Source organism: Pseudomonas sp. FW305-7 (genome assembly GCF_058786735.1).
The window spans coordinates 74,354-99,423 of sequence record NZ_JBYSZA010000017.1 but is presented as its reverse complement, the minus strand read 5'-3'; the positions used below and the strand labels follow the sequence as shown (position 1 = coordinate 99,423).

At 58.9% G+C, this 25,070-nt stretch carries 20 protein-coding genes; 11 read left to right on the top strand and 9 right to left on the bottom strand.

Annotated elements, in window-relative coordinates; genetic code table 11:
• Window positions 1-204: 204 nt before the first annotated feature.
• Window positions 205-2,796: a glycosyltransferase gene (locus tag AC3WMT_RS19940; protein ID WP_103303044.1), complete on the bottom strand. Its 2,592-nt coding sequence runs from the start codon at window positions 2,794-2,796 to the stop codon at window positions 205-207.
• Window positions 2,797-3,010: 214 nt separating this feature from the next.
• Between AC3WMT_RS19940 and tcdA the strand changes: the two genes are divergently transcribed.
• Complete coding sequence (gene tcdA, locus AC3WMT_RS19935) at window positions 3,011-3,829, top strand: tRNA cyclic N6-threonylcarbamoyladenosine(37) synthase TcdA (RefSeq protein WP_103303043.1); 819 nt, start codon at window positions 3,011-3,013, stop codon at window positions 3,827-3,829.
• Between the two features lie 115 nt (window positions 3,830-3,944).
• Here tcdA and AC3WMT_RS19930 read toward each other — a convergent pair whose 3' ends face one another.
• From AC3WMT_RS19930 to AC3WMT_RS19915, 4 genes are all read right to left on the bottom strand, one after another.
• The gene (locus AC3WMT_RS19930) at window positions 3,945-4,349 is read right to left on the bottom strand and encodes a SufE family protein (RefSeq protein ID WP_103303042.1); all 405 of its coding nucleotides are present in this window, start codon (window positions 4,347-4,349) and stop codon (window positions 3,945-3,947) included.
• Window positions 4,346-5,551: an aminotransferase class V-fold PLP-dependent enzyme gene (locus AC3WMT_RS19925; RefSeq protein WP_103303041.1), complete on the bottom strand. Its 1,206-nt coding sequence runs from the start codon at window positions 5,549-5,551 to the stop codon at window positions 4,346-4,348. Before AC3WMT_RS19925 ends, AC3WMT_RS19930 begins: the two co-directional genes overlap by 4 nt.
• A gap of 132 nt (window positions 5,552-5,683) precedes the next feature.
• Entirely contained in the window at window positions 5,684-6,718 is a 1,035-nt protein-coding gene (gene dapD, locus AC3WMT_RS19920) for a 2,3,4,5-tetrahydropyridine-2,6-dicarboxylate N-succinyltransferase (protein ID WP_011332675.1), read from the bottom strand.
• Window positions 6,719-6,749: 31 nt separating this feature from the next.
• Complete coding sequence (locus AC3WMT_RS19915; RefSeq protein ID WP_103303040.1) at window positions 6,750-7,112, bottom strand: ArsC family reductase; 363 nt, start codon at window positions 7,110-7,112, stop codon at window positions 6,750-6,752.
• A gap of 294 nt (window positions 7,113-7,406) precedes the next feature.
• On the opposite strand from AC3WMT_RS19915, the gene AC3WMT_RS19910 reads away from it, so the two are divergent.
• Entirely contained in the window at window positions 7,407-9,038 is a 1,632-nt protein-coding gene (locus AC3WMT_RS19910; RefSeq protein ID WP_103303039.1) for a Na+/H+ antiporter, read from the top strand.
• On the opposite strand, the gene AC3WMT_RS19905 is transcribed toward AC3WMT_RS19910, so the two are convergent.
• The 4 genes from AC3WMT_RS19905 to map form a co-directional block, all read right to left on the bottom strand.
• A complete protein-coding gene (locus AC3WMT_RS19905) occupies window positions 9,031-9,750 on the bottom strand; it encodes a M12 family metallopeptidase (RefSeq protein WP_256583490.1) in 720 nt (239 codons plus the stop codon). The genes AC3WMT_RS19910 and AC3WMT_RS19905 overlap by 8 nt on opposite strands.
• A gap of 194 nt (window positions 9,751-9,944) precedes the next feature.
• Window positions 9,945-11,147, bottom strand: coding sequence for a succinyldiaminopimelate transaminase (gene dapC, locus AC3WMT_RS19900; RefSeq protein WP_103303038.1), 1,203 nt, complete (start codon window positions 11,145-11,147; stop codon window positions 9,945-9,947).
• Window positions 11,148-11,207: 60 nt separating this feature from the next.
• Window positions 11,208-13,910, bottom strand: coding sequence for a [protein-PII] uridylyltransferase (locus tag AC3WMT_RS19895; protein WP_103303037.1), 2,703 nt, complete (start codon window positions 13,908-13,910; stop codon window positions 11,208-11,210).
• Window positions 13,911-13,951: 41 nt separating this feature from the next.
• Window positions 13,952-14,734: a type I methionyl aminopeptidase gene (gene map, locus AC3WMT_RS19890; protein ID WP_103303036.1), complete on the bottom strand. Its 783-nt coding sequence runs from the start codon at window positions 14,732-14,734 to the stop codon at window positions 13,952-13,954.
• A 373-nt stretch (window positions 14,735-15,107) separates the two neighbouring features.
• Between map and rpsB the strand changes: the two genes are divergently transcribed.
• The 9 genes from rpsB (at window position 15,108) to bamA (ending at window position 25,039) form a co-directional block, all read left to right on the top strand.
• Window positions 15,108-15,845 carry a 30S ribosomal protein S2 gene (gene rpsB, locus AC3WMT_RS19885; protein WP_103303035.1) on the top strand — a complete coding sequence of 246 codons (738 nt, stop codon included), beginning with the start codon at window positions 15,108-15,110 and terminating at the stop codon, window positions 15,843-15,845.
• Between the two features lie 203 nt (window positions 15,846-16,048).
• Window positions 16,049-16,912 (top strand): translation elongation factor Ts, encoded by an 864-nt coding sequence (tsf, locus tag AC3WMT_RS19880; RefSeq protein ID WP_103303034.1) that lies wholly within the window; start codon window positions 16,049-16,051, stop codon window positions 16,910-16,912.
• A 209-nt stretch (window positions 16,913-17,121) separates the two neighbouring features.
• Complete coding sequence (gene pyrH, locus AC3WMT_RS19875; RefSeq protein WP_011332683.1) at window positions 17,122-17,865, top strand: UMP kinase; 744 nt, start codon at window positions 17,122-17,124, stop codon at window positions 17,863-17,865.
• Entirely contained in the window at window positions 17,862-18,419 is a 558-nt protein-coding gene (gene frr / locus AC3WMT_RS19870; protein WP_096819627.1) for a ribosome recycling factor, read from the top strand. Before pyrH ends, frr begins: the two co-directional genes overlap by 4 nt.
• Before the next feature lie 14 nt (window positions 18,420-18,433).
• Window positions 18,434-19,189 carry a polyprenyl diphosphate synthase gene (gene uppS, locus AC3WMT_RS19865; protein ID WP_103303033.1) on the top strand — a complete coding sequence of 252 codons (756 nt, stop codon included), beginning with the start codon at window positions 18,434-18,436 and terminating at the stop codon, window positions 19,187-19,189.
• Complete coding sequence (locus tag AC3WMT_RS19860) at window positions 19,189-19,995, top strand: phosphatidate cytidylyltransferase (protein ID WP_103303032.1); 807 nt, start codon at window positions 19,189-19,191, stop codon at window positions 19,993-19,995. Before uppS ends, AC3WMT_RS19860 begins: the two co-directional genes overlap by 1 nt.
• Window positions 19,992-21,182 carry a 1-deoxy-D-xylulose-5-phosphate reductoisomerase gene (gene ispC, locus AC3WMT_RS19855; protein ID WP_103303031.1) on the top strand — a complete coding sequence of 397 codons (1,191 nt, stop codon included), beginning with the start codon at window positions 19,992-19,994 and terminating at the stop codon, window positions 21,180-21,182. Before AC3WMT_RS19860 ends, ispC begins: the two co-directional genes overlap by 4 nt.
• A 54-nt stretch (window positions 21,183-21,236) precedes the next feature.
• Window positions 21,237-22,589 (top strand): sigma E protease regulator RseP, encoded by a 1,353-nt coding sequence (gene rseP, locus AC3WMT_RS19850; RefSeq protein ID WP_103303030.1) that lies wholly within the window; start codon window positions 21,237-21,239, stop codon window positions 22,587-22,589.
• Window positions 22,590-22,663: 74 nt separating this feature from the next.
• Window positions 22,664-25,039 carry an outer membrane protein assembly factor BamA gene (gene bamA, locus AC3WMT_RS19845; RefSeq protein WP_103303029.1) on the top strand — a complete coding sequence of 792 codons (2,376 nt, stop codon included), beginning with the start codon at window positions 22,664-22,666 and terminating at the stop codon, window positions 25,037-25,039.
• The last annotated feature ends 31 nt before the right edge of the window (window positions 25,040-25,070 follow it).

Below are 25,070 nucleotides of genomic sequence, written 5' to 3'. Positions count from 1 at the left end.
CGGGATCATGAATTTGAGCAGGGACCAATGTGGGAGCGAGCCTGCTCGCGAATGCGGTGTGTCAGTCAACATAGTTGGTGATTGTTACAACGCCTTCGCGAGCAGGCTCGCTCCCACAGGGATTAGAGCTGAGCCCCGCAAAATGGCGGTTATCTTAAAGCAAAACGGCGACCATTGGCCGCCGTTTAGTGCATCGATGAGGATTTAGACGACCGGCGCCGGTTCAGGCGCGGGCGCAGGTTTCGGTAGCGACGACAGGAACGCCATGATCAACGCCGCCAGGTACGGCAGCGACTGCACCAGCAGCATCACCACCCAGAAACGCATGTCATTGCTCGGCATGCCGTTGACCAGGAAAATCCCCAGCGCCGCGCCCCACAACAGCAACATGATGAACAGCTCCTCCCGCGCTTCGGAAATCGCCACCCAGAAGCCATGGTTGTCGGCATTTTTCGGCGTACGGAAGAACGGAATGCTGCTGGTGAAGAAACCGTACAGCACCGCTTTGGCGATGGTGTGCGACAACGCCAGCCCGGCCAGTGCCGCGCAGAAAGCATCTTTCAGGTTCACCCCAACGGCGCGACGGTAGAGGAAGATGATCTTGCCGACCTTGAACACGAACAGCGCCAACGGCGGGATCGCGAAAATCAGCAGCGGCGGATCGACCCGTTGCGGCACGATGATCATTGCCGCCGACCACAACAGCGCGCCGACGGTGAAGAAGATGTTCATGCCGTCCGCGACCCACGGCAACCAGCCAGCGAGGAAGTGGTAGCGCTGGCCACGAGTCAGTTCGGTGTCCTTGCCGCGCAGCAGGCTGCGGGTGTGGCGCTTGATGATCTGGATCGCACCGTAAGCCCAACGGAAACGCTGCTTTTTGAAGTCGATGAAGGTGTCCGGCATCAGACCCTTGCCGTAGCTGTCGTGGTAATACGCCGCCGACAGGCCTTTCTCGAACACGCGCAGACCTAGTTCGGCGTCTTCACAGATGCACCAGTCAGCCCAACCCAATTCTTCCAGAACCGAACGGCGGGTCATGGTCATGGTGCCGTGCTGGATGATCGCGTCACGGTCATTGCGGGTGACCATGCCGATGTGGAAGAAGCCTTTGTATTCCGCGTAGCAGAGCTTCTTGAAGGTGCTTTCGTTCTGGTCGCGGTAATCCTGCGGCGACTGCACCACGGCGATTTTCGGATCGGCGAAGTGCGGCACCATGTGCTTGAGCCAGTTCGGGTGCACGCAATAATCGGAGTCGATCACCGCGATCACTTCGGCGTCCTTGGCGGTGTGCGGAATCAGGTAATTCAACGCGCCGCCCTTGAAGCCTGCCAATGGCGCAACGTGGAAGAACTTGAAGCGCGGGCCGAGGGTTTCGCAATAGTCGCGCACCGGTTCCCAAACGGCCGGGTCCTTGGTGTTGTTGTCGATGATCAGGACTTCGTAGTCCGGGTAATCGAGGGCGGCCAGGGCGTCGAGGGTCTGTTTGACCATCTCCGGTGGCTCGTTGTAGCAAGGCACGTGGATCGAGACTTTTGGTCGGTAGCTGGAATCGCCCTCAACCGGCAGGAATTCCCGTCGACGCTTGTGAATCCACACCGCCTCGGCAAGTTCATGCGCTTCGGTGAGCAACACGATAAACACCCCGAGCGCACCGAGCGCCAACAGGAAACCCACCGTCAGGCTGAACCACGTGCTGTATTGCAGGCTGTAGTCGTAACCGATCCACACCAGCACCGAACCACACAGGAATGCAATAAAGGTCAGGAAGATCCGGCCGCGCTGGCGCAACGCCGAGCCGTCGATCATCAGCAACGTCAGCGACAACAGCGCCAGCACCACCGAACCGACCGCCAGCACGCGCCATTGTGGAATCGCCACCACCGGGCCTTCGAAGTTGAATTTCTGCTGACGCGCGGCGTTGAACACGCCCCAGTAGGCGCCGACAGAACCTTCGTCACTGGCCTTCCACGGCTGGTCAAACGCTTCGATCACGAAGTAGTTGAAGCCCTGGCGATTGAGCTTGTTCACCAGGTTGCGCAGGTAGATCGCCTGATCTGCCGGCGACGCATCAGCACCACCGCGCATACGGCCGTTGCTCGGCCAGCCCACTTCGGACAGCAGCAGCGGTTTTTTCGGGAACAGCTTTTTCAGGTCGCGGGCACGGTCGAAAACGAACTGGCCAGCCTTGTCGACCGGGATGAATTCCCAGTACGGCAGAACGTGGGCGGCGATCAGGTCAACGTGCTTGGCCAGTTCCGGGTGTTCTTCCCAGACGTGCCACTGCTCGGAGGTGGTCACTGGCACTTTGACCGCTGCGCGCACGCGATCGAGCAGCACGCTCAGTTGTTCGGCGGTGATTTCCTTGCGGAAGATCGCCTCGTTGCCGACTACCACGCGAACCACGCTGCGCGAGGTGTTGGCCAGTTCGATGGCGCGGGTGATTTCTCGTTCGTTGCGCTCCTGGTCGGGGCTGATCCAGATCCCGAGGGTCACGCGCAGGCCGAACTCTTCCGCCAGTTTCGGGATGTCTTGCAAAGAGCCGTCGACCGAGTAGATACGGATGTTGTCCGTCAGCTTGCTCATGATCTCCAGATCGCGGCGCATTTCCTCGTCAGATGGGAACTGATCCTTCTGCGGGAATTGTCCCTGTTGGAACGGCGAATAGGAGAAACCGGAGATCTGCTCCGGCCAGTTCGGCGCGGTGACCGGGCGATTGATCAGCGCCCAGAAGCCGGTGAACAGGGCGGCGATTGCCAGAACCACCACCAGGTTGAGTCCAAATTTACGCGATGACATAGCTGTTTCAGGTTCCAAAGGCTGTGGAACGGAGGATCGGTAGGCTATACGCCAAAGGGGCGCGCATCCTACACCGGTAGTTCACAAGTCGTACAACAGACAGGGAAATGCCCGATATTGGGCAATCCTCTTTGACTTAAGTTCTTACACTTGTAGATCGAAGGTTAAAACTTGTCGCTGCGTAGCCCTATAATGCGCGCCGGTTTTTGGGGTAATGGTCATGAGTACAGAAGATCCGCGGTTTGCAGGCATCGCCCGTTTGTATGGCATCGAAGGCCTGGAGCGCTTGCGCGCCGCCCACGTGGCGATCGTCGGCGTCGGTGGCGTCGGTTCCTGGGCGGCGGAAGCCATGGCCCGTTGTGGTGTCGGCGAAATTTCGCTGTTCGACCTCGACGATGTCTGTGTCAGCAACGCCAATCGGCAGTTGCACGCGCTGGACAGCACCGTCGGCAAGCCCAAGGTCGAAGTGATGGCCGAGCGGTTGCGCGGGATCAACCCGGATTGCACCGTGTACGCTGTGGCGGATTTCGTGACCCGCGAGACCATGGCCGAGTACATCACGCCGAACATCGATTGCGTGATTGACTGCATCGACGCCGTCAACGCCAAGGCTGCGCTGATCGCCTGGTGCAAGCGCCGCAAGATCCAGATCATCACCACCGGCGGCGCGGGCGGGCAGATTGATCCGACGCTGATTCAGGTCTGCGATCTGAACCGTACGTTCAACGATCCGCTGGCCTCGAAAGTACGATCGACCTTGCGCCGCGACTACGGCTTCTCACGCACCGTAACCCGTCATTACAGCGTGCCGTGTGTGTTCTCCACCGAACAACTGCGCTATCCGAAACCGGACGGCAGCATCTGTTTGCAGAAGAGTTTTGTCGGCGATGGCGTGAAACTGGACTGCGCGGGAGGGTTTGGCGCGGTGATGATGGTCACGGCGACGTTCGGCATGGTCGCGGCGACCAAGGCTGTGGACAAGATTGTGGCGGGTGTTCGGCGTCCGGCTGACCGAGTGAAACCTCAGGTTTGATCGGTGGAGTTGATGACCTCATCGCTGGCAAGCCAGCTCCCACAGGTATTTGGCAGGTTCACTACATTTGTGAACACCATGGACCCTGTGGGAGCTGGCTTGCCAGCGATAGCGATCAACCTGCCAACTCATTCATCCGCTGGAGCACGGCATTCAGGCCATTGCTGCGCGACGGCGACAACTGGCGCGAAAGGCCGAGTTGATTGAACCAGTCCGGCAAATCAACTTCCTGCAATTCATCAGCGCTCAGTCCATTGACCCGCAACAACAGCAACGCCACCAACCCGCGAATCATCCGCGCATCGCTGCTCGCCGCGAACTGCCAGTGACCATCACGCAATTCCCCAACCAGCCACACCTGACTTTCACACCCATGCACCCGGTTGGCTTCGCACTTGTCCGAGTCATTCAACGGCGCCAGACGATCACCAAACTGCATCAGCAACCGCGCCCGCTGTTCCCAGCCTGCGGCATTCTGAAAGGTGTGCAGCGCTTCGGCGGCTTCAGCCGGCAATTTCATCGCAACAACTCCAGTGCCTGATCCAGCGCTTCAAAAAACCGCTCCAGATCTTCGGAATCGTTGTACAGCGCCAGCGACACCCGAATCGCCCCGGCCAGTTCGAAGCTTTTCAGCAACGGCATGGCGCAGTGATGCCCGGCGCGCACGGCGATGCCTTGCTCGGTCAGCAGATGCGCCAGGTCGGCGTTGTGCACACCCTCGACAACAAAACTCGCCAGCGCCAGTTGCGGCTTGCCCAGCAGGCGAATGCCATTGCGGGCGGCGAGGCCGCGCAGCAGGTAATCATGTAGCGCGGCTTCGTGAGCAGACACCGCGTCCTGATCAAGCCCGGCGAGATAATCAAGGGTCGCGCCGAGGCCGATCACACTGGCAATCGGCGGCGTGCCTGCCTCGAAACCCAGCGGGGCAGGGCGAAAGCGTGAGTCGTGGTAGTTGGCTTCCAGCACCATCTCACCGCCAAACTGCCACGGCTTCAGCTGTCCGAGCGCGGCATTGCGGCCGAACAGCACGCCGAGGCCATCGGGGCCGTACAGTTTGTGGCTGGAAAACACATAAAAATCGCAGCCCAGCGCCTGCACGTCATGCCGACCGTGCACCACGCCTTGGGCGCCATCGACCACGGTCAGCGCGTTCTGCGCCTTGGCCATGCCAAGCAGTGCAGGCAGTGGTTGCCAGGCGCCGAGCACGTTGGACAACTGGCTGACCGCCAGCAAACGCGTGCGCGGGCCGATCAGATGGACAGCGGCGCCGAGGTCGATCACACCTTCGTCATCCAGCGGCAGGATCACCAGTTTCAGTTGGCGACGTTGCGCCAGTTGCTGCCACGGCAGCAGGTTGGCGTGATGCTCCAGGGCGCTGATGACAATTTCATCGCCCGGATGGAAAAGATGTTCCAGGCCATACGCCAGGAGATTCAGCGCACTGGTGGCGCCGTGGGTGAAGATGATTTGCCCGCTGTCACCGGCGTTCAGCCACTGGGCAACCTTGAGCCGACTGTCTTCGAACGCTTGCGTGGCGTGGGCGCCGGGCAAATGTTGCGCACGATGCACATTGGCCGCGCCGTTGGCGTAGTAATGCGCCAGCGCGTCGAGCAGGGCCTGGGGTTTTTGCGTGGTGGCGGCGTTGTCCAGATAGGTCTGGTCTTGCCGTTGCAGGGCGGCGATGGCCGGGAAATCGGCACGCCAGGGAGAGGGAATCATCACGGTTTATAGCCCTGGTGAAATGGGCGGGATGTACGCCAAATCCTGTAGGAGTGAGCCTGCTCGCGATGGCGTCCGTGAGGGCGCTAAAAGCATCGCGAGCAGGCTCACTCCTACAATGGATTATCCAAGCACTCAGTTGTGAGCGTGCAGCGCTTCGTTCAGTTCGATCGCCGATTTGTGGGTTTTGCATTCCACGGCACCGGTTTCCGAATTGCGACGGAACAGCAGGTCAGTCTGACCGGCTAGCTCACGCGCTTTCACAACTTTGACCAGATTGTTGTTCTCGTCCAGCAGCGCCACCTTGGTGCCGGCGGTCACGTACAGGCCAGACTCGACGGTGTTGCGGTCGCCCAGCGGAATACCGATACCGGCGTTGGCGCCGATCAGGCAGCCTTCGCCGACCTTGATCACGATGTTGCCGCCGCCCGACAGGGTGCCCATGGTCGAGCAACCGCCGCCCAGGTCCGAACCCTTGCCGACGAAAACGCCAGCCGATACGCGGCCTTCGATCATGCCCGGGCCTTCGGTGCCGGCGTTGAAGTTGATGAAACCTTCGTGCATCACGGTGGTGCCTTCGCCCACGTACGCGCCCAGACGCAGACGCGCGGCGTCAGCGATACGCACACCAGCAGGGACAACGTAATCAGTCATTTTCGGGAACTTGTCCACCGAGAACACTTCCAGCAGCTCGCCACGCAGACGGGCTTCGAGTTGCAGCTCTGCCAGTTCGCTCAGGTCGATCGCACCCTGGCTGGTCCACGCTACGTTCGGCAGCAGCGGGAAGATCCCGGCCAGGCTCACGCCGTGCGGCTTGACCAGGCGATGGGACAGCAGGTGCAGCTTCAGGTACGCCTCAGGCGTGGAAGTCAGTTGTGCGTCTTCGGCCAGCAGCGTGGCGACCAGCGGCTTGTGGCTCTCGGCCAGGCGGGTCAGCAATTTGCCTTGAACGGCGTCGATGCCTTTCACGGCTTCAGCCAGTTGCGCAGCCTGTGCGGTGGTGAAGGTGATGGCCTGGTTGCCTTCGGTGTAGCCGAGGATCGGCGCAACGGCGGCGACCAGTTCGGCCGACGGGTTGAGCAGTGGCTGTGCGTAGAACACTTCGAGCCAGGCGCCTTGACGGTTTTGCGTGCCGACACCGAAGGCGATGCTGAACAGGGAGTTGGACATGTGAATACCTCTACAAAGAGTGACGGGCTGCTTACTTCAGAGCGGCCGCGTAGATATCTGGCTTGAAGCCAATCAGGGTTCGGTCACCGAGATCGAGCACCGGGCGCTTGATCATCGAGGGTTGAGCGAGCATCAGTTCGATGGCTTTCGCTTGGTCGAGATCGGCTTTGCGTTCGTCGTCGAGTTTGCGAAAGGTCGTGCCTGCACGGTTCAACACCGTTTGCCAGCCGTGCTCGTCACACCATTGAGTCAGGTGTTGACGGTCGATACCGGCGGTTTTGTAATCGTGAAAGTCGTAGCTGACAGCGTGTTCATCGAGCCAGGTGCGCGCCTTTTTCATGGTGTCGCAGGCTTTGATGCCGAAAAGGTGCAACGTTTTACTTGAAACCGTCAAGGAATCGCCCCCTTTACAGGTGCTGGAGAAAAATGGTGTCGGATTATGCCATGACCAAACGGTTTCGCGGCGCCTGAGGTCGATTTCCCACCGCAAAACCCTGTAGGAGTGAGCCTGCTCGCGATGGCGATTTACCTGCCAATCGCATTGTTGAATGTTAAACCGTTATCGCGAGCAGGCTCACTCCTAGAAGGGGGGTTGTGGCAGGGCTGCGACATAGGTGCAACGGTCAGGCACAGCCTAAGCGGCTAATATGGCAGTTCAACGCTGTCGATTGTCTGAGATTTCCGCTTTATGCAAACTGCCTACACCGTCCTGATCCTGCTGATGCTGGTCAGCGTCTCCCGTCTGGTCGGACGGGTCATCCCGCTGCCGCTGCCTTTGGTCCAGATCGCCGCCGGTGCCTTGCTGGCCTGGCCGACGCTGGGTCTGCATGTCGCCCTTGATCCCGAACTTTTCCTGTTTCTGTTCTTGCCGCCGCTGCTGTTTTCCGACGGTTGGCGCATGCCCAAACGTGAACTCTGGCATTTGCGCGGACCGATTCTGACGCTCGCGGTCGGGCTGGTGCTGTTTACGGTGGTGGGCGCCGGGTACTTCATCCATTGGCTGCTGCCGACAATTCCACTGCCAGTGGCTTTCGCGTTGGCCGCTGTGCTGTCGCCAACGGACGCTGTTGCGGTGTCGGCCATCTCGCAAAACCGTTTGCCCACGCCGTTGATGCATATGTTGCAAGGCGAGGCGTTGATGAACGACGCGTCCGGTCTGGTGACGTTCAAGTTTGCCTTGGCTGCCGCCGTGACGGGCGTTTTCTCGCTGACCAACGCCAGCCTGACCTTTGTGGTCGTGGCACTTGGAGGCTTGGCGGTCGGCGTCGCGTTGAGCTGGCTGGTCGGGCGATTGCGGGCATGGATGATCGCCCGAGGCTGGGATGACCCGGCGACTCACGTGGTGTTCATGCTGTTGTTGCCGTTTGCCGCCTATGTACTGGCCGAGCGTCTCGGTGTATCGGGCATCCTGTCGGCGGTCGCGGCGGGAATGATGCAGAGCTGGCTCGATCTGTTGCCGCGCCAGACCAGCACGCGACTGCTTAACCGGAGCGTCTGGTCGCTGCTGGAGTTTGCTTTCAACGGTTTGATTTTTCTGCTGCTGGGTCTGCAACTGCCGGACATCATCAAAGCCGTGGTCAGCCATGAGCCGACGCTGTGGCCAACGCTGCTGTATCGCTGCCTAGATGTGCTGGCGATTTTCCTCGCGTTAGTGCTGCTGCGATTTATCTGGGTGCAAAGCATCTGGCGTTTGTCAGTGCTGTTGCGACGATTGCGCGGCAAGGGAGATCTGACGCAAGTCCCGACCGCCCGCTCCTGCTGGCTGCTGACAGTCGGCGGTGTACGCGGCGCGGTAACGCTGGCGGGTGTGATGTCGGTGCCGATGTTGATGGGGAGTGAGGCATTTCCCGAGCGTGACCTGCTGATTTTCATTGCCGCCGGAGTGATTCTGCTGTCACTGGTCTCGGCATGTATCGCCTTGCCATTGCTGTTGCGCGGCATCGAAAAAAGCCCTGACGATAAACGCCGTCAGGAAGTCCGCGACGCCTGGCGCAAGACCGCCGAAGCGGCGATCCATGCGCTGGAAACCGAAGAGGTCGGCCCGCAGGATGCCGCGCAAGCGGCGCTGTCGGCAGAATTGAAGGCGCGGATCATGTCCGAGTACCGCCATCAACTCGACGTCTTCAACGATTCCGCCGAAGCCCAGGCGCTGGCGTTCCAGATGGATCTGCTGGAACGCCGTTTACGCTTGAAGGCGCTGCGCGCGCAACGCCTGGAGCTGTACAGCCTCAGCCGTCAACATGAGATTGGTGATGACGTGCTCAGGGAAGTATTGGCTGACCTTGACCTGAGTGAAGCGAATCTGGGGCAGGTCAAGTAGGCAGTTGCCAGTAGTCAAGGGCGGGATAAGCTTGTCTGGCGAAGAGTTTGTCCCCTTCGCTGAGGGTCATGTTGTCGCCGATATCCCATTTCTTGTAGGTGAGAAATTCGGGAGTCGGGTAATGCATGATCGAGTGTCTGTCGTAGCTGCCGAGGAATGCCGACTGCCTGGAGTCAAGGTTGAAGAAGTTGTGATCAACCTGGGCTTTGCTCCAGCCATGGTTCTGTTTGAAAAAGTCATAGGCGGCGGGTTTATCCCAAGGGATGTTAGCGTCGGGATGCAGATGCGCATGATGAAATCCCAGCGCATGGCCGAATTCATGCAGGATCGTTTGCTCAAAAAAACGATCATCAGGGCTTTTGCCTATCACCAGGGTGGGCTCGTCCGGATCCTCTTGCAGGGCCCACGTGCCAATGGCCGAGTAACTGTCGTTGCCTTCCACTGCAATGCGTATCTGGCCGTCGCCGTCATCGACCAGTTCGAGCGCCAGGCTGATAAAGGGCTCCCATCGCCTGAGGCAGAATTCTATCCTTACCCTTAGATTGGCCGGTACGTCCTCTTTGAACGAGAAGGTCACCGTACTGGCGTTTTCCCAGAAGCTGTTTGAGTAAGCGACTGAACGCCTGTGGCGCGTTTGCGGAGGGAGGTTCTGTCGGGCTTGTTCCTGGCGAGTGCCGGGCTCCAGCATTCTCACAAAATGACAGGTGTGCATGGTCAATATCCTTATTGATTGTGAACGTCGTGCCTTGATCCGTAAGGCGTCGCGTTTGGAAAAGGGAAGGTAATAGGCTTTGTACTTTTTTGGCTGGTCGAAGTTGTAACTTGATACTGATAACAAATCCCCGTCTGCGTGAAACAGCGAGCAGGGTATTCCCGCACGGCATTGCACCGTGCGGGATGTAAGTTTTACGAGCGATGACGGGTAATGAAGTTTCGAATGCGTTCGGCGGCTTCAACGCATTCCGCCAGTGGCGCAACCAACGCCATCCGCACTCGACCCGCCCCCGGATTGACGCCATCCACGTCACGAGACAAATAGGAGCCGGGCACGACAGTCACATGTTCTTCGGCAAACAGATCCCGGCAAAACGCCGCATCGTCGCCTTGCACATTCGGCCACAAGTAGAAGCTGCCATCCGGACGTTGTACGTCCATCACCGGGCTGAGAATCTCCAGCACCGCGTCGAACTTCTCGCGATACAACGCACGGTTGGCGCGTACATGCACTTCATCATTCCACGCAGCGACGCTGGCCAGTTGCGTTTGTACCGGCATCGCACAACCGTGGTAGGTGCGATACAGCAGGAAACCCTTGAGGATGTCGGCGTCGCCGGCGACGAAACCGGAGCGCAGGCCCGGCAGGTTGGAACGCTTGGACAAGCTGTGGAACACCACACAGCGTTTGAAGTCCTTGCGGCCCAGTTCGACGCAGGCTGTGAGCAGGCCCGGCGGCGGGGTCTGTTCGTCGAAGTACAGTTCGCTGTAGCACTCGTCGGCGGCGATGACGAAGTCGTATTCGTCGGCCAGGGCGATGAGCTTTTTCAGGGTCTCGACCGGGATCAGTGCGCCGGTCGGGTTGCCCGGCGAGCACAGAAACAGGATCTGGCAGCGCTTCCAGATATCCGGCGACACCGCGTCAAAGTCAGGATTGAAGCCGTTTTCATCAAGGCATGGCAGGTAATGCGGCTTGGCTCCGGCGAGAAACGCGGCGCCTTCGTAGATCTGATAGAACGGGTTGGGGCTGACCACCAGTGCGTCGTCGCCACGGTTGACCACGGTCTGGGTAAACGCGAACAACGCTTCGCGGGTACCGTTGACCGGCAGCACGTTACGCGCCGGATCGATCCAGCCGGTTGGCACGCCAAAGCGGCGTTCGCACCAGCCAGCGATGGCTTCGCGCAGGGCGGGAATACCGAGGGTGGTCGGGTACACGGCCATCTGATCCAGACTGTTCGCCAGCGCCTCGGCGACGAAGCTTGGCGAACGGTGTTTCGGCTCACCGATCGACAGCGCGATCGGACGCTTGTCCGGGTTTGGCGTCACGCTGCCGAGCAGGGCGCGGAGCTTCTCGAACGGGTAGGGCTGGAGCTGGTTCAGAGCGTTGTTCATGGGGGCCTCGTTCAATGTGGGAGCGAGCAAGCCTGCTCCCACAGGGGGGAAGTTGTTGGATCAGATACTGATGCGCGAAAGCTTGATATCGGGTTCCTGATTGACGCTCAACTGTTCAACGATCGCATCCTGCAAGCGACTGCACAGCAAGGGGTCGGATAACGGCTGGTTGTGGGCATCAGTGATGAAGAACACGTCCTCTACCCGTTCGCCCAATGTCGCAATCTTGGCGTTCTGCAGCGACAGGTCGAACTCGAGGAAGATCCCGCCGATCCGCGCCAGCAACCCCGGGCGATCCGGCGCGGTGAGTTCCAGCACAGTCACCGGTCGCTGAGCGTCGTTGTGGATCGTCACCTGCGGTGCGAAGGCAAAGTGCTTCAGCTGGCGCGGTACCCGGCGCTGAATGATCGTCGGGTAGTCGTCCGGGTTGCGCAGGGCTTCGGTCAGGCCCTCGCGAATCTGCTTGATCCGTGCCGGGTTGTCGCCGATGGATTCGCCGTCGTTGTCGAGCACGATGTAGGTGTCGAGGGTGAATTGGCTGCTTGAGGTAATGACCCGGGCATCGTGAATGTTCAGGTTGAGCTGATCCATTGCGGCCACGGTTACGGCGAAGAAGTCGTGTTGATCCGGTGCGTAAATGAAGATCTGCGTGCCGCCCTCGAACTCGCGCTGGGTGGTTTCCTTGATCAGCACCAGCGGCCCGCCATCGGCCGGCTGCTGGAGGATCGCGTCGCTGTGCCAGGCCACATCGCCAGCGGTGTGGCGCAGGAAATAGTCATCGCCCAGTTGCGCCCACAATTGTTCGACATCGTCCGGGTCGGTGCCGCCGCGCACCAGAATGTCCAGCGCCGCGCTCTGGGTCTGGCGAATCTGCTCTTCGCGATCCACCGGGTTCTCCAGGCCACGGCGCAGGGCACGCTTGGTCTCGGTGTAGAGCTGGCGCAACAGGCTGGCACGCCACGAGTTCCACAGCGTCGGGTTGGTTGCGTTGATGTCGGCCACGGTCAGCACGTACAGGTAGTCGAGGCGGGTTTCGTCGCCGACGGCTTGTGCGAAGTCATGAATCACCTGCGGGTCGGACAAGTCCTTGCGCTGCGCGGTGGTCGACATCACCAGATGGTTTTGCACCAGCCAGACGATCAAGCGGCTGTCCCACACCGGTAATTGATGGCGCTGGCAGAACGCTTCGGCATCGACGGCGCCGATCTCCGAGTGATCGCCATGCCGGCCTTTGCCGATGTCGTGATACAGGCCGGCCATGTAGATCAGCTCGGGCTTGGGCAGTTTGGCCATGAGCTTGGCGGCCAGCGGGAATTTTTCCGAGACCTGGGTGTACTGAAGCTTACGCAGGTGCTTGATCAGGTTCAGCGTGTGCGCATCGACCGTATAGATGTGGAACAGGTCGTGCTGCATCTGCCCGACAATGAAACCGAACTCCGGCAAATAACGCCCGAGAATGCCGTAACGATTCATCCGGCGCAGGTTGCGGTGGATGCCGATCTTGCACTTGAAAAGCTCGATGAACAGGCTGGTGTTGCGGATGTCGTTGCGGAAATTGTCGTCGATCAGATGACGGTTTTCGCGCAGCAGGCGAATGGTGTCGGCGCGCACCCCTTTGATTTCCGGCTGCTGCGCCATCAGCACGAAGATCTCGAGCATGGCGAACGGCGTGCGGCGGAACACGTTGTCGTTACGCGCCTCGATATAGCCATCGTGCAACTGGAAGCGCGAGTTGATTGGCTGCGGCGGCGCTTCGTCCTCAGGGGCGAGGATGACTTCTTCGAAGTGCTGGATGATCAGGTCGCTTAGCTGGGCGATGCTCATCACCACGCGGAAATACTGTTGCATGAAGTTTTCGACAGCCTGTTTGGCGTCGTCACCTTCGAAGCCGAGCAGGCCGGCGATGGTGCGTTGATGATCGAACAGCAGGCGGTCTTCCGAGCGACCGGCAAGCATGTGCAGGGCGTAGCGGACTTTCCAGAGGAATTCCTGAGAGGAGGCGAGAAGGGCGTTTTCGCTCTCGACCAGGAAGCCTTCGCCAGCGAGGGCGCGCAGGTTCAGGGTGCCGTACTGGCGACGGGCAACCCATAGAATCGTCTGGATATCCCGTAGGCCGCCGGGCGAGCCTTTGACGTTGGGTTCCAGGTTGTATTCGGTGTCGTTGTACTTGTGGTGGCGAGCCTTCTGTTCGGCACGTTTGGCCAGGAAGAACTCCTTGGCCGGCCACATGTGTGCGGTGCTGGTGACGTCGAGCATGCGTTGGCGCAGGCGCTCGGGACCGCAGATGGTGCGGCTTTCCATGAGGTTGGTGACGACTGTCAGGTCGGCGCGGGCCTCTTCGGCGCATTCGTCGACCGAGCGCACGCTCTGGCCGACTTCCAGGCCGATATCCCACAGCAGCGTCAGAAAACGCTCGATGGAATCGCGGAAAACTTCGTGATCGGCGCTGTCCAGCAGGATCAGCAAGTCGATGTCGGAATAGGGGTGTAACTCACCACGGCCATAGCCGCCGACCGCAACCAGCGCGATGTCGGCGTCTTCACTCCAGTTGAACTGCTCCCAGGCCTTTTGCAGGATGTTATCGACGAACCAGGCACGGTCCTCGATCAGCCGACGGATATCACGGCCGTTGCGAAAACGTGCGTCGAGCACTTCGCGGGCCTGGCGGATCGCCTTCTTGAATGCGGCGATAGGGCTCGCTTTCAGGGCCAGTTCAGCCTGGAACTGGCCGCGGTCGAAGAGTTCGGGATCCACCTGCGGCATCGATTGGCTTTCCTTCTATAAGGCTGGGAGCGTTCTGGGGGTCAGGCCGACATGCGCGGGATGGTGTCGTCGGCGCGCAGGGTGAAGATCTCGTAGCCGGTGTCAGTGACCAGCAGGGTGTGTTCCCACTGCGCCGAAAGCTTGCGGTCCTTGGTGATCGCAGTCCAGCCGTCGCCCAATACCTTGGTGTCGGCCTTGCCCTGGTTGATCATCGGCTCGATGGTGAAGGTCATGCCGGCCTTGAGTTCCATGCCGGTGCCGGCGCGGCCGTAGTGCAGGATCTGCGGCTCTTCGTGGAACACCTTGCCGATGCCGTGGCCGCAGAACTCGCGAACCACCGAGAAACCGTTCTTCTCGGCGTGTTTCTGGATGACTTCACCGATGTCACCCAGGCGGCAGCCGGGTTTGACGATTTCGATGGCCTTGTACATGCATTCCTGAGTGATCTGCGACAGACGCTCGGCCCAGACTGGCACGGTGCCGACGTGGAACATGCGGCTGGTATCGCCGTGGTAACCGTCCTTGATCACGGTGACGTCGATGTTCAGCGTGTCGCCGTTTTTCAGCGGCTTGTCATTCGGGATGCCGTGGCAGACCACATGGTTGATCGAGGTGCAGATCGACTTTGGGTAGCCTTTGTAGTTGAGCGGGGCAGGGATGGCTTGCTGCACGTTGACGATGTAGTCGTGGCAGATCTGGTTCAGCTCATCGGTGGTAATGCCCGGTTTGACATGTTCGGCAATCATTTCCAGCACATCGGCGGCCAGTTTGCCGGCGACACGCATGCCAGCGATGTCCTCGGGGGTTTTGAGGTTGACGGTCATACAGGCTCTCTCTGCGCTCGGCGGCGCTTGCTGATACGGATAGGGTGGCAGCTGTGCGTTTTGCGACCCTGAAAAACGCGATTCTACCAGACGGAAGGAGCAAATCCGCGCCTGCGTGTATCGCTTGTCTCTATACAATGGTGCGCCCAGGGCCGATTCCAAGGGGGCCGAGCCCATGTCCTTGGTGCGATTGCAGATTTCGGGTTCCGTTTCTGCCTTCCCTGTGATATAAAATGCGCCGCTTTCCGGGGATACCCCGAAAGGCTTAAATCCACACACGTGTCGACACGATGACCTGGGTGCTTTTGGCTTTATGCCACTGGTTGGTCATTGGGATACGTGGAGGCCAAACCCGACTTATTAAGGAACTATCATGTCCCAAGTCAATATGCGCGATATGCTGAAGGCCGGTGTGCACTTCGGTCACCAAACCCGTTACTGGAATCCGAAAATGGGTAAGTACATTTTCGGCGCGCGTAACAAGATTCACATCATCAACCTTGAAAAAACCCTGCCAATGTTCAACGAAGCTCTGACTTTCGTAGAGCGTCTGGCCCAGGGCAAAAACAAGATTCTGTTCGTCGGCACCAAGCGTTCCGCTGGCAAGATCGTTGCTGAAGAAGCAGCACGTTGCGGTTCGCCGTACGTCGATCACCGCTGGTTGGGCGGCATGCTGACCAACTTCAAAACCATTCGTGCTTCCATCAAGCGTCTGCGTGACCTTGAAGTTCAGGCCGAAGACGGTACTTTCGCCAAGCTGACCAAGAAAGAAGCGCTGATGCGCTCCCGTGATCTTGAGAAGCTGGATCGCTCCCTGGGCGGCATCAAGGACATGGGCGGTCTGCCAGACGCACTGTTCGTGATCGACGTTGACCACGAGCGCATCGCGATCACCGAAGCCAACAAGCTGGGCATCCCGGTAATCGGCGTTGTCGATACCAACAGCAGCCCGGAAGGCGTTGACTACATCATCCCAGGCAACGATGACGCAATCCGCGCTATCCAGCTGTACATGGGTTCGATGGCTGACGCAGTTATCCGTGGTCGCAACAATGTTGGCGGCGGCACTGTAGAATTCGCAGCTGAAGAAACTCAGGCTGCAGCTGAGTAATTAACGCCCTGGCGTTGACTCAGTAAGCAAAAAGGGGGCCTGGCCCCCTTTTTGCCACCTCGAAAACCGTTGTCGGCGCCCACGTGTGGCAGCGCTCACCCTGCACCTGTAACGTGCAGCGGCTACAACGGTGGTTCGGGAAGAATTGAACGCCCGTTCGATCGGGTGGAATGGTTGAAAACCTATCCAAGAGGAATTTGAAAATGGCAGCAATTACTGCAGCGTTGGTTAAAGAACTGCGCGAGCGTACCGGCGAAGGCATGATGGACTGCAAGAAAGCCCTGGAAAAGGCTGACGGCGACATCGAAAAAGCCATTGATGATATGCGTGCTTCGGGCGCGATCAAAGCTGCGAAAAAGGCTGGCAACGTTGCCGCTGAAGGCGCAATCGCAATCAAGGACGACGGTAAAGCTGCCGTTATCCTGGAAGTGAACTCGCAGACCGACTTCCTGGCTCTGCAAGACGACTTCAAAAACTTTGTTGCTGCCAGCGTTGAAAAAGCCTTCGCTGACAAGCTGACCGACGCTGCTCCGCTGATCGCTGCTCAAGAAGCCGCTCGCGAAGCACTGGTTGCCAAAGTAGGCGAGAACGTGAACATCCGTCGTCTGACCCGTATTGAAGGTGACGTTGTAGGTTCGTACCTGCACGGCAACAAGATCGGTGTGGTTGTGGCTCTGAAAGGCGGTGACGTCGAGCTGGCCAAAGACATCGCGATGCACGTAGCTGCAAGCAACCCTGAGTTCCTGCTGCCTTCGCAAGTTTCCGATGAAGCGATCGAGCGTGAAAAAGCTGTGTTCCTGCAGCTGAACGAAGAAAAAATCAAAGGCAAGCCAGAAAACATTGTTGAGAACATGGTCAAAGGCCGTATCAGCAAGTTCCTGGCAGAAGCGAGCCTGGTTGAGCAGGCGTTCGTCAAGAACCCTGAAATCAAGGTTGGCGAGCTGGCCAAGAAAGGCGGCGCAGAAATCGTTTCCTTCACTTACTACAAAGTAGGTGATGGCATCGAGAAGCCGGTCGACAACTTCGCTGAAGAAGTTGCTGCCCAGCTGGCTGCCGCCAAGCAATAAGACGGTTTTCAACTGTCGCCCGAAAGAGGCTGCCCGCTCACGCGCGCAGCCTCTTTTCAGATGGGGTTATCAATTTTTAATTGGTTTCCACTTGGAACTGACTTACAAAGCCATGTTCCGATGGCGCTGAAGCAGCGCCAAGCTAGAGTGAACGCCAGCTGTAAACAGCTCGCAAAGAATTTTTAAATACGCCGCAGGAGAGATTCGCAATGGCTCAGCAGGGCAGTGGTTATCAGGCTCGCTATAAACGCATTCTACTCAAGCTTAGCGGCGAGGCCCTGATGGGCTCGGAAGAGTTCGGGATCGATCCAAAAGTGCTGGATCGGATGGCGCTGGAAGTCGGCCAGCTGGTCGGCATCGGCGTACAGGTCGGTCTGGTGATCGGCGGTGGCAACCTGTTCCGCGGTGAAGCGCTGAGCAAAGCCGGTATGGATCGGGTTACAGGCGACCACATGGGCATGCTGGCCACTGTGATGAACGCCCTGGCCATGCGCGATGCGTTGGAGCGTGCCAATATCTCGGCCATCGTGATGTCGGCCATTTCCATGGTTGGCGTGACCGATCATTATGATCGCCGCAAAGCCATGCGCCACCTGAACTCCAAGGACGTCGTGATCTTCGCGGCCGGTACCGGCAATCCGTTCTTTACCACGGATTCGGCAGCCTGCCTGCGTGCAATCGAAATCGATGCCGACGTCGTTCTGAAGGCGACCAAGGTCGATGGCGTCTACACCGCAGACCCGTTCAAAGACCCGCATGCCGAGAAGTTCGATCATCTGACTTATGATGAAGTCCTGGATCGCAAGCTGGGTGTAATGGACCTGACGGCTATTTGCCTGTGCCGCGACCACAAAATGCCGCTGCGCGTATTCAACATGAACAAGCCCGGCGCCCTGCTGAACATCGTGCATGGCGGCGCTGAAGGCACTCTGATCGAGGAAGTCCAACAATGATCAACGAAATCAAGAAAGACGCTAAAGAGCGCATGACGAAGTCGGTTGAGTCCCTGGCTCACAACTTCGGCCGCATCCGTACCGGTCAAGCGCACCCAAGCATTCTGGAAGGCGTGATGGTGCCGTACTACGGCTCTGACACCCCGATCAAGCAAGTCGCCAACATCACCGTCAAAGACGCGCGTACCCTGCAAGTTGTCGCGTTCGAGCGCAACATGCTCGGTGCTGTGGACAAGGCGATCGGCAGTGCAGGCCTGAACCTGAACCCGACCAACCTGGGTGAACTGCTGCTGATCAGCATGCCGGCCCTGACCGAAGAAACCCGTCGCGGTTTCACCAAGCAGGCGCGTGATGTGGCTGAAGACGCCCGTGTTGCCGTGCGCAACATTCGTCGTGATGCCAACAGCTCGCTGAAGGACCTGGTCAAGGAAAAAGAGATCAGCGAAGACGAAGAGCGTCGCGCCACTGGCGAGATCGACGATCTGACCAAGAAATTCGTGGCTGAAATCGACGCGAAGCTGGCAGAGAAAGAAAAAGACCTGATGGCCGTATAAGGGTCGAGCTTTAAATGGACAAGACCAAGCAGACTGCGCCGTCCGCGGTGCCGCGCCATGTCGCGATCATCATGGATGGCAACAATCGCTGGGCGAAAAAACGCTTTATGCCAGGTGTCGCCGGGCATAAAGCGGGCGTGGATGCTGTGCGGGCCGTTATTGAGGTGTGCGCTGAAGCCAAGGTCGAAGTGTTGACCCTGTTCGCTTTTTCCAGTGAAAACTGGCAGCGCCCGGCCGATGAAGTCAGTGCCTTGATGGATCTGTTCTTCAAGGCCTTGCGTCGTGAAGCCAAGCGTCTCAATGACAACAACATCAGCCTGCGCATCATTGGCGATCGTTCGCGCTTTCATCCGGAGCTTCAAACCGCGATGCGCGAAGCCGAGGCCATGACTGCGGGTGCCAACCGCTTCATCCTGCAGATTGCCGCCAACTATGGTGGTCAGTGGGATATCGCGCAAGCTGCGCAGCGTCTGGCCCGTGAAGTCCAGGCCGGGCATCTGCGTCCGGAAGACATCACCCCTGATCTGTTGCAAACCTGTCTGGCGACCGGCGATCTGCCGTTGCCGGACCTGTGCATTCGCACGGGTGGCGAGCACCGCATCAGTAACTTCCTGCTGTGGCAACTGGCTTACGCCGAGTTGTACTTCTCCGACCTGTTCTGGCCGGACTTCAAACACGATGCCATGCGCAATGCGCTGGCCGATTTCGCTTCGCGCCAGCGTCGCTTCGGTAAAACGAGCGAGCAGGTCGAAGCTGGAGCCCGGGTTTAATGCTTAAACAACGAATCATCACTGCGCTGATCCTGCTGCCGATTGCCTTGTGCGGGTTTTTCCTGCTCGAAGGTTCCGCTTTTGCGCTGTTCATTGGTCTGGTCGTGAGTCTCGGCGCCTGGGAATGGGCGCGTCTGGCGGGCTTCACCGCACAATCGTTCCGCGTCGGCTTTGCCGCTGTCGTCGCATTGATGCTGTTCGTCATGTATGTGCTACCCGGTCTTGCGCCTTGGGTGCTCGGTGCTTCGGTGTTGTGGTGGGCCGTGGCAACGTTTCTCGTGTTGACATACCCGCGCTCCAGCGAGCATTGGTCCAGTGCGGCCACCAAACTGGTGATCGGCCTGTTGATTCTGCTGCCGGCCTGGCAAGGCCTGGTGCAGATCAAGCAGTACCCGTTGGGCAACTGGCTGATCATGGCGGTGATGGTGCTGGTCTGGGGTGCGGATATCGGCGCCTACTTCTCGGGTCGTGCATTCGGCAAGCGCAAGTTGGCGCCTCAGGTCAGCCCGGGCAAAAGCTGGGAAGGCGTTTATGGTGGCCTGGCGCTGAGCCTGGTGATTACCGCCATTGTCGGGCTGGTGCGCGACTGGACAGTGGCAGAGTTGCTTAAAGGCCTGATTGGCGCGGCACTGATCGTATTTATCTCGGTCGTCGGTGATCTCACCGAAAGCATGTTCAAGCGTCAGTCCGGCATCAAGGACAGCAGCAATTTGCTGCCGGGTCATGGCGGCGTGCTTGATCGCATCGACAGTCTGACGGCGGCTATTCCAGTCTTCGCTGTATTGCTGTGGATGGCTGCACCGTGAGCCGCCCGCAGCAGATTACCGTTCTGGGGGCTACCGGCTCGATCGGCCTGAGCACTCTGGATGTGATTGCTCGCCACCCTGAGCGTTACCAGGTTTTCGCCTTGAGTGGGTTCACTCGTCTGGCTGAGCTGCTGGCCTTGTGCGTACGTCATGTGCCGCAGTTTGCCGTGGTGCCGGAAGTCGCCGCCGCTCGCGGTTTGCAGGACGATTTGCGCGCAGCCGGTTTGCCAACCCGTGTGCTGGTGGGGGAGGAGGGCCTGTGTCAGGTCGCCTCTGCGCCGGAAGTCGATGCGGTCATGGCTGCGATCGTCGGTGCGGCAGGCTTGCGCCCGACACTGGCAGCCGTCGAGGCGGGCAAGAAGATCCTGTTGGCCAATAAAGAGGCGTTGGTGATGTCCGGCGCCTTGTTCATGCAGGCGGTACGCAAGAGCGGTTCGGTGCTGCTGCCGATCGACAGTGAGCACAACGCGATTTTCCAGTGCATGCCACAGGATTTCGCCCGTGGATTAAGCAACGTCGGCGTGCGTCGGATTTTACTCACAGCCTCTGGCGGCCCGTTCCGACAGACGCCCATGAGTGAGTTGGCGCATGTTTCACCTGACCAGGCCTGTGCGCACCCGAACTGGTCCATGGGGCGCAAGATTTCCGTGGATTCGGCGAGCATGATGAATAAAGGTCTCGAGTTGATCGAGGCCTGCTGGTTGTTTGATGCCAAGCCGTCCCAAGTCGAGGTGGTGATCCATCCGCAGAGCGTGATTCACTCGCTGGTCGATTATGTCGATGGTTCGGTGTTGGCGCAGTTGGGCAATCCCGACATGCGTACGCCAATTGCCAATGCACTGGCCTGGCCGGAGCGAATTGATTCCGGCGTGGCGCCGCTGGACCTCTTTGCGATCGCGCGTCTGGACTTCGAAGCGCCGGACGAAGAGCGCTTCCCCTGCCTGCGTCTGGCGCGGCAGGCTGCCGAGGCGGGCGACAGCGCGCCGGCGATGCTCAATGCCGCCAATGAAGTGGCGGTCGCAGCGTTTCTCGACGGACGGGTTCGTTATCTGGAAATCGCGAGTATCATCGAGGAGGTCTTGAGTCTCGAGCCGGTTGTGGCACTCGGCGATCTCGATGCGGTCTTCAAGGCAGACGCCAGGGCGCGAGTCCTGGCGGAACAATGGTTGAAGCGTCACGACCGATAGATTTAGAAACACAATGGCTTCACGCGGCACTGAACGGGATTGCGGAGAAAGTAGATGAGCGCGCTCTATATGATTGCCGGCACCCTGATCGCTTTGGGTGTGCTGGTCACCTTTCACGAATTCGGCCATTTCTGGGTCGCGCGTCGCTGCGGCGTCAAGGTTCTGCGCTTTTCCGTAGGCTTCGGTATGCCGTTGCTGCGTTGGCACGACAAGCAAGGCACCGAGTTCGTCGTCGCTGCCATCCCGTTGGGTGGTTACGTGAAGATGCTCGATGAGCGCGAAGGTGAAGTGCCGGTCGATCAACTCGACCAGTCGTTCAACCGCAAGTCGGTTCGCCAGCGTATCGCCATTGTCGCCGCCGGCCCAATTGCCAACTTCCTTTTGGCCTTGGTGTTCTTCTGGGTGCTGGCCATGCTCGGAAGCGAGCAGGTGCGTCCGGTGATCGGGGCGGTCGAGTCCGGTAGCATTGCGGCCAAGGCTGGTTTGAGCGCAGGCCAGGAAATTGTTGCGATTGATGGCGAGCCGACCTCTGGCTGGGCTGCTGTCAATCTGCAACTGGTTCGTCGACTCGGTGAGAGCGGCTCGTTGCAGTTGCTGGTCCGTGAGCAGGGTTCTACTGCAGATTCGCCGCGCGAACTGGCGCTGGATCACTGGCTCAAGGGTGCTGATGAGCCGGATCCGATCCGTTCTCTGGGTATTCGTCCATGGCGTCCGGCCTTGCCGCCGGTGCTTGCCGAGCTTGATCCGAAGGGCCCGGCTCAGGCGGCTGGCCTGAAAACCGGTGATCGTCTGCTGACGCTTGATGGCCAGGCACTCAATGACTGGCAGCAAGTGGTGGATACCGTTCGTACGCGTCCTGATACCAAAATCATGCTGCGCATCGAGCGTGATGGTGCTCAAATCGACGTCCCGGTGACCTTGGCCGCTCGCGGTGAAAGCAAGTCGCCAAGCGGTTACCTGGGTGCCGGCGTGAAAGCCATCGACTGGCCGCCGGAGATGATTCGCGAGGTCAGTTACGGGCCGTTGGCCGCAATTGGCGAGGGTGCCCGTCGCACTTGGACCATGAGCATTCTGACGCTCGATTCGCTAAAGAAAATGCTCTTCGGCGAGCTCTCGGTAAAAAACTTGAGTGGACCGATAACCATTGCTAAAGTGGCGGGCGCTTCTGCCCAGTCGGGCGTCGCTGATTTCCTGAATTTCCTTGCTTATCTGAGTATTAGCCTGGGGGTTCTGAATTTGCTGCCCATTCCTGTACTGGATGGGGGGCATCTGTTGTTTTATCTGATCGAGTGGGCGCGTGGTCGTCCCTTGTCGGATCGGGTGCAAGGTTGGGGGATACAGATCGGTATCAGTTTGGTGGTCGGGGTGATGTTGCTTGCTCTGGTCAACGATCTGGGTCGACTGTAACGCTTCGCTGAATTGCGAATCTGCCGCATTTTGCGGCAGTTTGTTTATTGCCAGTTGGAATAAGAAAGGACTTCATGAAACGTCTGCTGCTAACTGCGGTTCTCACCGTATTGATGATCGCCGAAGTTCACGCCGAGTCCTTCACTATCTCTGATATTCGCGTCAATGGCCTCCAGCGGGTCTCCGCGGGTAGTGTCTTTGGTGCCTTGCCGTTGAACGTCGGCGAGCAGGCGGATGATCGTCGCCTGGTGGAATCCACTCGTGCGTTGTTCAAAACCGGTTTCTTTCAAGATATCCAGCTGGGTCGCGAAGGCAACGTTCTGGTAATCACGGTTGTCGAGCGTCCATCCGTCGCCAGTATCGAGATCGAGGGTAACAAGGCGATCTCCACTGAAGACTTGATGAAAGGCCTCAAGCAATCCGGTCTGGCCGAAGGCGAGATCTTCCAGCGCGCTACCCTTGAAGGTGTGCGTAACGAACTGCAACGTCAGTACGTTGCACAGGGCCGCTACTCGGCGACCGTCGATACCGAAGTGGTATCGCAGCCGCGTAACCGCGTCGGTCTGAAAGTGAAGATCAACGAAGGCACCGTTGCTGCCATTCAGCACATCAACGTGGTGGGTAACACGGTTTTCCCCGAGGAAGACCTGACCGATCTGTTCGAGCTGAAAACCACCAACTGGCTGTCGTTCTTCAAGAACGATGACAAATATGCCCGTGAAAAACTCTCCGGTGACCTGGAGCGTCTGCGTTCCTACTATCTGGACCGCGGCTATATCAACATGGATATCGCTTCGACCCAGGTGTCCATCACCCCGGACAAGAAGCACGTCTACATCACCGTCAACGTGACCGAGGGCGAGAAGTACACCGTCCGCGACGTCAAGCTCAGCGGTGATCTGAAAGTCCCTGAAGATCAGGTCAAGTCCTTGTTGCTGGTGCAGAAAGGCCAGGTGTTCTCGCGCAAGCTGATGACCACCACCTCCGAACTGATCACCCGCCGTCTGGGTAACGAGGGTTACACCTTCGCCAACGTCAACGGCGTGCCTCAGCCGCACGATGATGACCACACCGTGGACATCCTGTTTGCTGTCGATCCGGGCAAGCGTGCCTACGTCAACCGCATCAACTTCCGTGGCAACACCAAGTCCGAAGACGAAGTGCTGCGTCGTGAAATGCGTCAGATGGAAGGTGGCTGGGCTTCGACCTACCTGATCGACCAGTCCAAGACCCGTCTTGAGCGTCTGGGCTTCTTTAAAGAAGTCAACGTCGAGACTCCGGCTGTTCCGGGTGTCGATGACCAGGTTGATGTGAACTACAGCGTTGAAGAGCAGGCTTCCGGTTCGATCACTGCCAGCGTCGGTTTCGCCCAGAGCGCGGGTCTGATCCTCGGTGGTTCGATTACCCAGAACAACTTCCTCGGTACCGGTAACCGCGTCAGCGTCGGTCTGACCCGAAGCGAATACCAGAGCCGCTACAACTTTGGCTATGTTGACCCGTACTGGACCGCCGATGGCGTGAGCCTGGGTTACAACGCGTTCTATCGCACCACCGACTACAAAGACCTCGACGTCGACGTAGCCAGCTATGCGGTAGACAGCCTGGGTGCCGGCGTGAACGTGGGCTACCCGATCAGCGAGACTTCGCGTCTGACCTTCGGTCTGTCCGCGCAGCAAGACAAGATCAAGACCGGTAAATACACCGTTGACGAGATTTTTGACTTCGTTAACAAGGAAGGCGACAACTACCTGAACTTCAAGGCGTCGGCCGGCTGGTCCGAGTCGACCCTGAACAAAGGCGTACTGCCAACCCGTGGTCGTTCCCAGAGCCTGACCCTGGAAACCACCATTCCGGGCAGCGACCTGTCGTTCTACAAGCTTGATTACCGCGGTCAGCTGTTCCAGCCGATCAGCGAAAACTACACCCTGCGTCTGCATACCGAGCTGGGTTATGGCGACGGTTATGGTTCGACTGACGGCTTGCCGTTCTATGAAAACTACTATGCTGGTGGTTTCAACTCGGTACGTGGCTTCAAGGACAGTACGCTGGGTCCACGCAGTACCCCTAGCCGTGGCAACAACCCGGGTACTTCGAGAGACCCGGACCAGGACCCGCTGCCGTTCGGTGGCAACGTCCTGATTCAGGGCGGCGTGGAAGTTCTGTTCCCGCTGCCGTTCGTCAAGGATCAACGCTCCCTGCGTACGTCGGTATTCTGGGATGTGGGTAACGTATTCGATTCGCAGTGCAAGGACACCACCAACGCCAATGGCTCGTCGTCGAACACCAAGTGCAACGACATCAGCCTGAGCAACATGGCCAGTTCCGTCGGTGTTGGTGTGACATGGGTCACCGCACTGGGTCCTCTGAGCTTCGCGTTGGCCATGCCGATCAAGAAACCGGATGAAGCTGAAACTCAAGTGTTCCAATTCTCCCTCGGCCAGACGTTCTAAGCGTCTGACCCAAGATAACGACAATGGATTT